The sequence below is a fragment of the Acinetobacter sp. V110_1 genome, from assembly GCF_031798975.1.
In the GTDB taxonomy this organism is placed as follows: Bacteria; Pseudomonadota; Gammaproteobacteria; order Pseudomonadales; family Moraxellaceae; genus Acinetobacter; species Acinetobacter nosocomialis_A.
The window spans coordinates 90,905-103,842 of the sequence record NZ_JAVQNN010000012.1 but is presented as its reverse complement, the minus strand read 5'-3'; the positions used below and the strand labels follow the sequence as shown (position 1 = coordinate 103,842).

Below are 12,938 nucleotides of genomic sequence, written 5' to 3'. Positions count from 1 at the left end.
GGAAAAAAATTTAAATTAATATTCATACAGTAAAAGTAAGTTAACTTTAATTGTTGATTTAATCAATGTTCAATTAGTTTATATGGATAAAAACCGATAATTTAAAATAGATAATGCAACAACTGGGGCAGTTTCAGTGCGTAATACACGGTCTCCAATGCACCAGTTCATGAAACCTGCTTGATTGGCTTGCGTAATTTCATTTTCACTTAAACCACCCTCTGGACCAATTAAGAGAGCAAGTTCGGGTTGGATCCCTGCCAATACATCTTTTTGTTCTTTTTCCGGAGCTAAAACAAATTTAGATGCAGGAAGATCAGAAGAACTTAACCATTCATGAAGAGAAACTGGCGCTAAAACTTCTGGGACTAAGTTAAGCCCACATTGTTCGCATGCTGCAATTGCAACGGCTTGCCAGTGCTCTAATTTTTTTTGATCTCTGTCATATTTTAAACGCATTTCACAACGTTCACTGGTTAAAAGCTGAATTTTGCTTACGCCAAGTTCGGTGGCTTTCTGAATGGCGTAATCCATTCGGTCACCTTTACTCATGACCTGACCAAGAACAGCTTTAAAAGGGGCATTACGGTTTGCAGGATTAAAATTCTCAATGGTGACAAATGCATTTTTTTTATTAATTTCGGTCAGAGTTGCGAGATATTCGCCACCTTGTCCATTAAATAGAGTCGCTTGTTCTTGTAGTTGTGCGCGTAAAACACGCACCCAATGATGAAATACCGATTCAGTCAGTTGAATTGTTGAGCCAACTGTAAGTTCAGTTTCGATAAAAAAACGATTCATTGGGTACGCCTTACAAAATTAATTTAAACCAAGATCAACAACAAGTTGACGGGTTGGTTCGACTTGATTCATTGAATAGAAGTGTAAGCTTGGTGCACCACCTGCAATCAGGCGCTCGCATAGCTTAACAACAACTTCATGACCGAAAGCTTTAATACTTTCACTGTCATCGCCGTAGGCTTGTAATTGCTTACGAATCCAACGAGGAATTTCAGCACCAGTACCATCTGCAAAGCGAATTAAGTTACTTGCATTGGTAATTGGCATGATACCAGGAGCTACCGGAATGTTAATTCCTGCACTCTCCAAGCGCTCTATAAAGTAAAAGTACGAATCTGGATTAAAAAAGAATTGGGTAATTCCTGCATTAGCGCCAGCTTGTACTTTTTCAATAAAACGTTGAATATCTGAATCAAGGCTTTCAGCTTGAGGATGCATTTCTGGATAAGCTGCAACTTCAATATGAAAATGATCACCTGAGTGCTCACGAATAAAACGTACTAAATCTTGAGCATAAGGAAGCTCGCCAAGTCCAACCTGACCAGATGGTAAGTCACCACGTAAAGCGACAATACGGTCAATACCTTGTGCCTTGTACAAATCGAGTAGTTCAGCAATACGCGCTTTATCATCGCCAATACAAGAGAGGTGAGGGGCAACAGGCGTGCCTTTACCGTTGAAATCATCAATGGCAGCAAGCGTACGCTCACGAGTAGAACCACCAGCGCCATAAGTAATTGAGAAAAACTCAGGATTTAATAGCTGTAATTCTTGGTGAACAATACGAAGTTTTTCAGCACCAGCATCAGTTTTTGGCGGGAAAAACTCAAAAGAAATAGGTGTACGTTTAGTCATGTCAAATCCTTGTAAACAGCGAAACATTATTTAGAAAAAAGGGCAGTCGGTTCACCGTCTGCCCTTAAATTCTTAGTATTTGTATGCGTCAGACTTGAATGGTCCCTCAACAGCAACACCTAAGTAATCTGCTTGCTCTTGAGTTAACTGAGTAAGTACACCACCGAAACCTGCAACCATTGCCGCAGCAACTTCTTCATCAAGTTTCTTAGGAAGAACTTCTACACGAATTTTTGCAGCTTTTTCACTTGCAGGAAGGTCAGCAAATTTCTCTTGGAATAAGTGAATTTGGCCTAAAACTTGGTTAGCAAAAGAACCATCCATTACACGTGATGGGTGACCAGTTGCATTACCTAGGTTTACAAGGCGACCTTCAGAAAGAAGGATAAGGTAGTTGTTTTCGTCTTCTGAACGATAAACTTGGTGAACTTGTGGCTTAACTTCAACCCACTTGTAACCACGTAAATAAGCTGTGTCGATTTCTGTATCGAAGTGACCGATGTTACATACAACTGCACCAGCTTTTAAGCTGTCTAACATTGCTGCATCACACACGTGGTAGTTACCAGTTGTTGTTACAACAAGGTCAGTGTTGCCAAGAAGGTCATGGTTAATATCTTCTTTTTTACCTGTTTGTACGCCGTTTTTGTATGGAGATACAACTTCATAGCCGTCCATACATGCTTGCATTGCACAAATTGGGTCAACTTCTGTTACACGAACAATCATGCCTTCTTGACGTAAAGATTGAGCAGAACCTTTACCTACGTCACCGTAACCGATCACAAGCGCACGGCGGCCAGATAACAACATATCTGTAGCACGTTTGATTGCGTCATTTAATGAGTGACGGCAGCCATATTTGTTGTCGTTTTTAGACTTAGTAACTGAGTCATTTACGTTAATTGCAGGTACTTTCAAAGAACCGTCTTTCCACATTTCGATAAGACGTTGAACACCTGTTGTTGTTTCTTCGGTAATACCGTGAATACGTTCTAAAAGAGCAGGGTATTTTTCATGAACAAGAGCAGTTAAGTCACCACCATCGTCCAAAATCATGTTGGCATCCCAAGGTTGACCATTTACATTGATTTGTTGCTCTAAGCACCATACATATTCTTCTTCAGTTTCACCTTTCCAAGCAAAAACTGGAATACCGCGAGCAGCAATTGCAGCAGCAGCGTGGTCTTGAGTTGAGAAAATGTTACAAGATGTCCAACGAACTTCAGCACCTAATTCAACAAGCGTTTCAATTAGAACCGCTGTTTGAATGGTCATGTGAATACAACCAAGAATTTTTGCGCCAGCAAGTGGTTTAGATGCTGCATAGCGTTTACGTAAGCCAATCAAAGCTGGCATTTCTGCTTCAGCAAGTTTGATTTCTTTACGACCGTAGTCAGCAAGTGAGATGTCAGCAACTTTGTAATCTGTAAATGAAGCATTAACCGCGTTCATCAGGATCTCCTAGGAAAAAATAGTATTGATCATTCTGTTCGCGGATGCCGTTGTTGGTTAAAACGATTGTTTAACCGATCGTCGAGCCTGGCAAAATGATCTTTAGTGCCGATCATTTGTCGCAGCATCCCTCGACTAGCCAAACATTGTACTTGGAAAAGCTTTTAGTGCCAATCCAGTTTTGTTTATTATCTGCTTAATTACGACTTTAGATTTAAATTATGGCCTTAAATATTCCCGAATCTTTGGCAAACCTCGAGGCAAACAGTGGTGTTTTTGCAGTTTGGATGGTGCTAAAGCATTATGGGGTTCAAGTTGATATTGCTGAATTGATTAAAGTTTGCCGATATGAGCAAGATGGTACCTATACCATTGCTTTAGCTGTTGCTTTAAAAAAGTTTGGTTTTGATGTTTCATTTCACTCAGATAAAGACCCTAACATTAGCCCTAGTGAACGCATGAGTTATAAAGAAGCAAAGGTATTAAAAATACCAACGGGACCAGCACTGAGCTATCAAGATATTCAAGTCGCAATTCAAAATGGGCAAATGGTAATCGTGTACTATGACACTTTGGATGGGGTCGGTAATCAGTCTCTTGTTTATTCTATAGATCCAAAAGAAATTTGCTTTTTTGATAGTTTCGAACCAATGTCAGCTGCAGTTTTTGAGAACCAGCGTAAAGCAGAAGGAATTTGTCGTCAGGCTATTATAATTGGTGATCGTAATTTAAATATTTATTCAACTACATTAAATTAGGTCAAAGTGAGCCAGTAGAGTTCTGGCTCAGATTGAATTTATTATTGTTGATATTCTTGAATCACTTCTAAAGCAGCACGAAAAGCTTCTTGAGTAGCGGGAGCGCCGCAATATGGCAGACTGTGTAATAAAGTTTCTTGAATCTCTTCGACTGTACAACCATTGTTGAGTGCACCACGAATATGGCCTTTAAGTTCAGTTGGCGATTTAAGTGCGGTTAGCATAGCCAAAGTAATTAATGAGCGATATTTACGTGGAAGTACACCTTCACGTTGCCAAGTCGATCCCCATGCATGTTCGTTAATCCAGTCTTGTAAAGGCTGAGTAAAGGGTACGGTATTTTCTTGGGCACGTTTTACAAAAGCTTCTCCCATCACTTCTGTGCGTACTTTTAATCCATTTTCGTAATCTTGCTTAGACATTAATTTCTCCTAAAAATAAAAGCGTCGAGTGACGCTTTTATGGCTGTTTATTAATTAATGCGAATCAAAAATGATTGCAATAGTGAATTGGTGGAGGCACCAGTCACACTATTTGATGAGGGTTTGACAAAGGTAGATCCTTATCGAGTTTTTCATCAAAAACATCGGTAAGCATGCTGTCAAATCGAATTGCGTTGTACTGCAATAATTGTTGAGCTTCACTTTCAGAAATAAAGCCTTCTTTTATCGCTTGTGCAATGTTCTCTTCAAATGTAAGACCTGTAAACTTGCCTTTGGATTCAGCTTTCTTAAACTTATCCCAAAGCGGTTCAATGGTTCTTAAAATCTGGAATGTATGCTCTAGACGGCCAGTGACATCATTAGGTTCAGTTGAATAGTACACATAGCGTTTGAGTTGCTCTCTAAACGGATGTTCTTCCATCATGAGTTCAGCAACTTGCTGTTTTAACTCATCATCAGGTTTTGCAATCACACGACCTAGCGGGAAACATATCCATTTTACAAATGCTGCTGGAAGCTTGGCTGGGAAGTTGTCAAATAGCCCCCAAAATGCTTCCTGAATATTTAAGAACGCTTTTTGTAGTGCTAGTTTTGCGTGCAATTGTTCAGCTTCAGTTTTTTGTCCAGCCTCATAAAACTTTAAAATTGCAGTGGCAATAAACAAATGTGCATGAATATCAGCTAAACGTCCTGATAGCATTTCTTTGCGTTTTAAATCGCCTGCAAGTAAACCTAGTGACATATCAGACACAAGCGCGAAGTTAGCACTAAAACGGTTAATCGTTTTATAGTAACTTGCAGTGAACTGATCTGAGGATTGAGGTGCATCGCTTGAGCCACCTGTCCAGCCATAAGCAAATGATTTTGCACCGCGATTAAAGGTATAGGCTAAGTGTTTAAATAACAGATCATCGAATTTTTGAACTGCATTGGCTTTGTCTTCAGACTGAAGTAATTGTAGCTCTTCAAAAAGATAAGGGTGACAGCGCATTGAACCCTGACCAAAAATCATGAGTGAGCGGGTTAAAATGTTTGCACCTTCGACGGTAATTGCAATCGGGATGGCTTGATAGGTGAGTGCAAGGAAGTTACGAGGTCCAAGCTGAATACCACGTCCACCGGCAATATCCATGCCGTGATTAATCACTTTGCGCATGGTTTCAGTTGCATAGTATTTTGCCATGGCGGTCATCACGGCAGGAGTTCCGCCTTGATTTAGGCCACATGTGACTAAATAACGAAATGCTTCAAGCATATAGGCATCACTGGCAATTTCACTACTTGCTTCTTGCACACCTTCAAATTTACCAACAGAAATATTGAACTGTTGACGAATTCTCGCAAAAGCCCCTACAGTTAAATAGCTCATTTCGCCTGCGGCTGTAGCTAATGCTGGAAGTGAAATACCACGCCCAACACCTAAACACTCCATGAGCATACGCCAGCCTTTACCAGCATTTTCTTGCCCGCCAATAATCCAGTCGATAGGAATGAAAACATCTTCACCTTCAACTGTTCCATTCATAAATGGAGAGCCGGGATAATGGCGTGCTCCTATTTTTACACCTGAATGGCTTGCAGGAATGAGGGCACAGGTAATACCGTATTCGGTTTTATTTTTATCGCCGAGCAGACCTTCAGGGTCATAAAGCTTAAATGCTAGGCCAACTACTGTGGCAATTGGAGCAAGCGTAATCCAGCGTTTAGAGAAATTCATGCGGAGTCCAAGAACTTGAGCTCCTTCATATTCGCCATAGCAGACTACACCTGAATCTGGAATTGCACCTGCATCTGAACCTGCTTCAGGACTGGTTAAACCAAAACATGGAATTTCTTCACCTTTAGCAAGGCCCGGTAAATATTGCTGCTTTTGCGCATCAGTACCGTAGTGCATGAGTAACTCACCAGGTCCTAAAGAGTTCGGAACCATACAACTTACTGCTGCAGTTAATGAGCGTGACGCAATTTTGCTCATAATACGGCTTTGAGCAAATGAGCTAAATTCTTTACCACCAAAGGACTTGGGGATAATCAGGCCTAAGAAACCTTTATCTTTAATGAACTGCCAAACTTCAGGTGGAAGGTCTTTTAAGTGATGGTGAATTTCCCATTCATTTAGCATGCTGCATAGCACTTCAACTTCATTATCAATAAAACTTTGTTCTTCTGATGAAAGTGTAGGATAAGGATACTTTTCAAATTGCGACCAATCTGGTGCACCCATAAATAATTCTTTTTCCCACCAGCTTGTTCCTGCTTCCAATGCTTCTTGTTCGGTTGTACTGATGCTTGGCATTGAATTTGCCAGAGTTTTATAAGCAGGTTTTGTAATTAAGCTAAACCGTAAAGGCTTAAACAAAATAATAATACTAAGAGCAATAAGAGGAATCCCTAAAAGCAGTGACCATGGCGTTAAAATGATTGCGGTAAGTATAGCTACCGCAATCATAAGAATGCTGCCAATGACTCTGTTTAGGTTAAAAAAGAAAATTGCCCATATTGCAGCGAGCTGAATCACAATACTTAAAACAAAGAGTAGGAAAATCATACTTGCTCCTTGCTAGATAAGCCCTCAAGTTGGAAGTTACAAAAAAGCGAGGAGAGATTTAAGGCTTAACTAGCTAATTTTTTAATGCTGTTTAAATTTAATTTTTTATGTCGCAATTGATGTATATGCTAGAGCAGGGATATATCGTGCTTTTAGATATAAGATATTTTTAAATGAATGTGTAATGGCTTGTTTTATCGATTTGTCAAGAAATGTTATTGATTTTCTTATACAAATAAAAAGCCCTCTAGTTTAGAGGGCTTTTAGAGATATTCAATTTATTAGGCTTCGACGACCTGAACCGCGATTTTTTTAGCAGGATCTACTTTACGACGAACTTCTGGAACTGGCTCACCGTGATATTGACGATCAGCAAAGTAACTTGAACGAACCATTGGCGCAGACCAGATATTTCTAAAGCCAAGTTTACGGCCATGCTCTGCATAACGTTCAAACTCTTCTGGTGTTACAAAGCGGTCAATTGGCGCGTGTTGTTTAGAAGGTTGCAAGTATTGACCAATAGTCACATAGTCGACATCGTGAGCACGTAAGTCATCAAGTAATGCAATCACTTCTTCTTCAGTCTCACCAATACCTACCATCAAACCACATTTTGTTGGGATGTCAGGACAGTATTCTTTAAACATTTTCAATAAGTTTAAAGAATGTTGGTAATCTGAACCTGGACGCATCGCTTTATATAGACGAGGTACAGTCTCAATATTGTGGTTGAAAACATCTGGTGGACATTCAGTCATAATGCGTAAAGCAATATCCATACGTCCACGGAAGTCTGGCACTAAAATTTCGAGTAATGTATTTGGACTAAGCGCACGAGCTTCTTTAATACAATCCACAAAATGTTGTGCACCGCCGTCAAGCAGGTCGTCACGGTCAACCGAGGTAATTACTGCATATTTGAGTTTAAGATTGGCAATGGTCTCTGCCATGTGACGAGGTTCATCAGGGTCTAACGCATTTGGACGACCATGTGCTACATCACAGAATGGGCAACGACGTGTACAGATATCACCCATAATCATAAATGTTGCTGTACCACCACCAAAACATTCTGGTAGGTTAGGGCAAGCTGCTTCTTCACAAACGGTATGGAGTTTTTGAGCACGTAAAGTGGTTTTAATACGCTGAACTTCTTCTGGTGCCGTCATCTTGACACGAATCCAGTCAGGTTTACGCGGCACTTCAACCGTAGGTACAACTTTTACAGGAATTCTTGCGACTTTTTCTGCGCCACGAAGTTTTACACCCTGTTCAGGTTTACGGTGTTCTGACATATTTAACTTTTCCACTCGTTTATAGAGACATTGACATTGTATTATAGCGGAGTTCTTTGGTTAATAGCGGAAAATAACTATTCATATAATAAATGTGGTTATTCAGAAATATAGGGTTGAGAAATACATAAATTCACCGCATATTAGTCATAATCTATTATAAAATATGGTCATTCAAGAGAGGAAGGAGCTTTCAATGCCACGTAAAAAAGAGGTCGTTAGTGGGAATTTCGTTAAGTACGATGCGGTAGTTCTCGGTTCTGGACCTGCAGGTGAAGGCGCGGCAATGAAGCTTGCAAAAGCGGGTAAGCGTGTTGCAATTGTAGATGTACGTGATCAACTCGGTGGTAACTGTGCTCACGTAGGAACGATTCCAAGTAAAGCATTGCGTCAAACAGTTTCTAGTATTATTCGTTATCAACGTGATCCAATGTTTCAAAAAGTAGGTGAATGGAAACAGTTCACCATGAAACAGGTTTTGCGTAATGCACACAAAGTGATTCAACAACAGGTTGATACACATACACGCTTTTATGACCGCAACAAAATCGGCGTATTTCATGGCCGTGCATATATTCAAGATAAAAATACAGTTTTAGTTTTTAGCCATGAAGGCATTAAAGAAACAATCATCTGTAAGCAAATCGTGATTGCGACAGGTAGTCGTCCTTATCATCCACAAGGTCTCGACTTTGACCATCCACGTGTATTTGATTCAGACAAAATTCTTGATCTTGATTACTCAATTCAAAAAATCATTATTTACGGCGCAGGCGTTATTGGCTGTGAATATGCTTCGATCTTTATTGGTTTAGATCATAAAGTTGACTTGATTAATACTCAGCAAAAACTCTTAAGCTATTTAGATGATGAAATTGCTGATGCTTTGTCTTATCACTTACGTGAACAGGGTGTGTTAATTCGTCACAACGAACAAATGGACCATCTTGAAACGTTTGATGACCATGTTGTTTTACACTTACAAAGTGGTAAAAAGATTAAAGCTGATGCCATTCTTTGGTGTAACGGCCGTTCAGGTAACACAGAAGGCTTAGGTCTTGAGAACGTTGGGTTAGTACCAAATAACCGTGGTCAACTTTCAGTAAATGATCAATATCAAACTGAAGTTGAAAACATCTATGCTGCTGGTGACGTGATTGGTTGGCCATCTCTTGCTTCTGCTGCTTATGACCAAGGGCGCTGTGCTGGCGCAAACATGAGTGGTGAAGATGCGAAGCCAGTACGTGATATCCCAACGGGTATTTACACCATTCCGGAAATCTCATCAATTGGTAAAAATGAACAGGAATTAACGGAAGAGAAAATTCCGTATGAAGTAGGTCAAGCATCTTTCCGTCATTTGGCTCGTGCACAAATTACGGGTGATACAGTTGGTGAATTGAAGATTCTTTTCCACCGCGACACTTTAGAAATTTTAGGTATTCACTGTTTTGGTAATAACGCTGCCGAAATTATCCACATTGGGCAAGCAGTTATGCACAGCCCAAATAATACTTTGAAATATTTTGTTGAAACAACGTTTAACTATCCAACCATGGCTGAAGCATATCGTGTAGCTGCACTTAATGGTATGAATCGCTTGTTTTGATTTTAAATAAGTTTTTCATAAAAAAGCCCGCAAACTTGCGGGCTTTTTTATTTTCATTAGACCATACGATTTTTATATTTTTATGACAATGTATAGAGCGATTTTAGCGTCTTATCTTTCTAGTGTGCACAAAATGCTTGATTAAAATATTCAAATAAGTCAGGCGTCTGTTTCCATAAAACGATAGAAAGAACCAGAAGAGCTACAATGAAGAAAGTCATAATTGTTTTCAAAAGTAAGGCATTATGCGTCATGAATAACAGCCTCCTCATTTACAAAAAAATGTACAATTACCCCTAATATACTCAAAGCTATTGAACATAGCCAAATCGCATTGTAATTCCCTGTTAAGTCATGGTTAACGCCGCCAAGCCACCCGCCAAAGAAAGAACCAACTTGATGGGTGAAAAATACAATACCGCTTAACATTGAAAGATATTTAACACCAAACATATTCGCGACAATACCATTGGTAAGTGGAACAGTAGAGAGCCATAGTAGCCCCATAATGATGCCAAAAGCATATACCGTATAAGTGCTTAAAGGTAATAATAGAAAGGCAATGATTGCGATGCCACGGCTGCCGTAAAGTGCCATTAATAATTTAGGTTTTGAGAAGCGATCTCCTAACCAACCAGCACCATAAGTCCCCACAATATTAAATAGTCCAACTAGTGCCAGAAACACAGTTCCTGTAGCTGCGTCAAAGCCGTGGTCGATTAAATAGCCTGGCAAGTGAACACCTAAGAAAACAACCTGAAATCCACATACTAAAAAACCTAAAGCTAACCACCAAAAAGGTTTGTGTTTTCTGGCAATGTTAAGTACTTGTTTAAATGTGAGTTGAGTTTGAATGATTGCCTTAGGTGGTTGATAAGTTGGAGCTTTAAGCATCAATGCAAGAGGAATAATTAGAGCAATAAGGAGAGCACTCACCATTAAAGCTGCGGACCATCCTACTGTTTTAAGTAAGAGGAGTGTAGATGGCAGCATAATAAACTGACCGAAAGAGCCTGCCGCACTGGCAATGCCCATTGCCATACTTCTTTTTTCTGGAGGAGCGGCTCGGCCTACTGCACTCAGTAAAACCGTAAAAGAGGTTGCTGATAAAGCTAAACCAATAATAAGACCTAAGCTTAAATTCAAAATGAGTACACTTGAACTAAAGGCCATTAACAGTAGGCCAAGGGTATAAAGCAGCCCACCAACAGCAACCACAATTTTACTGCCATATTTATCTGCAATTGCACCTGTAAAAGGTTGAACGGCTCCCCATATTAAATTTTGCATCGCGATTGCAAGACTAAAAACATGCTGCCCCCAACCAAAATCATGACTCATTGGAACTAAATAAAGGCCGAAACCATGACGAACACCTAATGAAAGAGCCAAGATAAGAGCGCTACCAATTAACATGTATATAAGTGGCTGTGAGAACTGATTGCCTGTTTTAGTCATTGTGATTGGAAAATTATAGGAAAGTGATGAGTTATTGTAGAAGATGCATCGAAAGATATCGATGTAGATGGTGGGAATATTTAAGAAAAATTAAAAGGTAACAACGCTAGTCTCTTTATAACAAAAGCAAATCAGCAGAAATCATTTTGATTTCTGCTGATTATAAAAAATTAAGTTGCAGAATTACGCTCAAGAAGCGCTTGTTCAAAAAGGACTTGTTCTTTTTCTTTATGTTCGGTTGTGAAGCGAATCAAAATCACGCTACAACCCGCAACCATAACCAGTCCACCTAAAATAAATAAGCAAGTTTGAATATCAAGTACACCTTTTAATAAAAAGCCAGCTGCAACTGCACCTGCATTACCACCCGCACCAATAATTCCTGCTACACCGCCTAATGCATTACGGTCAATGAATGGCACAAGAGCATATGTTGCACCGCAGGCCATGTGTGTAAATAGTGCAAAAATAGTCATTGAAAGAATAGCGAGAGCGACACCATTCATTTGAGAGAAAAGGACTAAGAATAAACCTTCGCCTAAAATCATGAGTACAAGTACTTTCGTGCGTCCATCTAGTCCTTTAGTAAGTGCGACTTTATCGGAAATAATGCCCCCTAGTGCACGTGCAAATAATGCAAGAAGACCAAATATTCCTGCTGTTAAACCCGCAGTTTTTAAATCCATTTTGAATTGATCAACATAGTACATGGCTGCTACGTTATGAATAAAAATTTCGATACCAAAGCATGCACCATAAGCCAGAAATAAAATCCAGACACGGTAGTTACGTGCAGCCTGCATTAAAATTGCCATACCGCCTTTTTTGCCGCTGCCAACATCAATGCCTTGTGCACGAACTTCTTTAAAATCACCTTGAGGACAATCTTGAGTTAACTTCCAGTAAAGGACTCCCACAATCACCATCATCACACCCGGTACGATAAGAGCAATACGCCAGCCCATAGTTTGCTCAACACCGAACATGACAATTGCACCGAGTAATAAAGGCATTAAAGCTTGAGTTGCACCCCCACCAGCATTACCCCAACCAGCCGCTGCAGCATTTGCTGTACCTACAACGTTAGGTGCAAACATAATACTTGTATGATATTGCGTAATGACAAAGCTTGCGCCAATTGCACCAATCAGCAAACGGAAGAATAGAAAAGATTCATAACTGTTGGCAGCAGCGACACCAAATACGGGAATACTGCCGAGTAAGAGTAGGGCTGTATAGGTAATTCGTGGACCATATTTATCACAAAGTGGTCCAACAGCGAGTCGTACTAAAATCGTAATCGCAACGGCGGCAATATTAATATTGGCAATTTGATCTTTTGTTAAGCCAAATTCGCCTTTAATAACAGGCATTAATGGAGCACAGGCAAACCATGCGAAGAAGCAGACAAAGAACGCGAGCCAAGACATGTGAAAGGCACGCATGGCTGGAGTTGAGAAACTAAATAATTTAATCTCAGTTGCTTTTTTTGCATCTAGATTGATATTTGAAGACATACGCCGTCCCCCTGAACTGAACGAAATTTTAATTTGCATGACAAAATGAATTGTCTATCTGCATACCGATCAGAGCGGACGTCATTGGCCGTCTTGGTTTATCCATTGAATCGCCATTGATTCATCATGCTGTAAATAAAGCAAAGGACGTGCCAAAAAATAATTTTTACTAAAAGGAAAACCTTAGTTTTTAATTTTA

General features: G+C 39.8%; 10 protein-coding genes. 2 read left to right on the top strand and 8 right to left on the bottom strand.

Going from position 1 to position 12,938, the window contains the following annotated elements; genetic code table 11:
- Window positions 1–78 precede the first annotated feature (78 nt).
- The 3 genes from RMA95_RS00975 to ahcY all read right to left on the bottom strand — a co-directional run bounded on the left by RMA95_RS00975 (window position 79) and on the right by ahcY (window position 3,111).
- Window positions 79–801, bottom strand: a complete 723-nt coding sequence (locus tag RMA95_RS00975) for a 16S rRNA (uracil(1498)-N(3))-methyltransferase (RefSeq protein ID WP_311069336.1) — start codon at window positions 799–801, stop codon at window positions 79–81.
- An 18-nt stretch (window positions 802–819) separates the two neighbouring features.
- Window positions 820–1,656, bottom strand: a complete 837-nt coding sequence (gene metF / locus RMA95_RS00970; RefSeq protein ID WP_151761247.1) for a methylenetetrahydrofolate reductase [NAD(P)H] — start codon at window positions 1,654–1,656, stop codon at window positions 820–822.
- Between the two features lie 72 nt (window positions 1,657–1,728).
- Entirely contained in the window at window positions 1,729–3,111 is a 1,383-nt protein-coding gene (ahcY, locus tag RMA95_RS00965; RefSeq protein ID WP_002052729.1) for an adenosylhomocysteinase, read from the bottom strand.
- A gap of 221 nt (window positions 3,112–3,332) precedes the next feature.
- On the opposite strand from ahcY, the gene RMA95_RS00960 reads away from it, so the two are divergent.
- Window positions 3,333–3,869: a cysteine peptidase family C39 domain-containing protein gene (locus tag RMA95_RS00960; RefSeq protein ID WP_311069335.1), complete on the top strand. Its 537-nt coding sequence runs from the start codon at window positions 3,333–3,335 to the stop codon at window positions 3,867–3,869.
- A gap of 41 nt (window positions 3,870–3,910) precedes the next feature.
- On the opposite strand, the gene RMA95_RS00955 is transcribed toward RMA95_RS00960, so the two are convergent.
- From RMA95_RS00955 to lipA, 3 genes are all read right to left on the bottom strand, one after another.
- Window positions 3,911–4,291, bottom strand: a complete 381-nt coding sequence (locus RMA95_RS00955) for a carboxymuconolactone decarboxylase family protein (RefSeq protein WP_199997344.1) — start codon at window positions 4,289–4,291, stop codon at window positions 3,911–3,913.
- 103 nt (window positions 4,292–4,394) lie between these two features.
- A complete protein-coding gene (locus tag RMA95_RS00950) occupies window positions 4,395–6,860 on the bottom strand; it encodes an acyl-CoA dehydrogenase (RefSeq protein ID WP_311069334.1) in 2,466 nt (821 codons plus the stop codon).
- A 281-nt stretch (window positions 6,861–7,141) separates the two neighbouring features.
- The gene (gene lipA, locus RMA95_RS00945) at window positions 7,142–8,155 is read right to left on the bottom strand and encodes a lipoyl synthase (RefSeq protein WP_001289255.1); all 1,014 of its coding nucleotides are present in this window, start codon (window positions 8,153–8,155) and stop codon (window positions 7,142–7,144) included.
- A gap of 196 nt (window positions 8,156–8,351) precedes the next feature.
- Here lipA and sthA point away from each other — a divergent pair, with 196 nt between their 5' ends.
- A complete protein-coding gene (gene sthA / locus RMA95_RS00940; RefSeq protein WP_004700414.1) occupies window positions 8,352–9,764 on the top strand; it encodes a Si-specific NAD(P)(+) transhydrogenase in 1,413 nt (470 codons plus the stop codon).
- Window positions 9,765–10,007: 243 nt separating this feature from the next.
- On the opposite strand, the gene RMA95_RS00935 is transcribed toward sthA, so the two are convergent.
- Together RMA95_RS00935 and RMA95_RS00930 are read right to left on the bottom strand one after the other, a co-directional pair.
- On the bottom strand, window positions 10,008–11,222 hold the full coding sequence (locus RMA95_RS00935; RefSeq protein ID WP_311069333.1) for an MFS transporter: 1,215 nt from the start codon (window positions 11,220–11,222) through the stop codon (window positions 10,008–10,010).
- A 170-nt stretch (window positions 11,223–11,392) separates the two neighbouring features.
- Window positions 11,393–12,739: an MFS transporter gene (locus tag RMA95_RS00930; RefSeq protein ID WP_100290993.1), complete on the bottom strand. Its 1,347-nt coding sequence runs from the start codon at window positions 12,737–12,739 to the stop codon at window positions 11,393–11,395.
- Window positions 12,740–12,938: the final 199 nt, after the last annotated feature.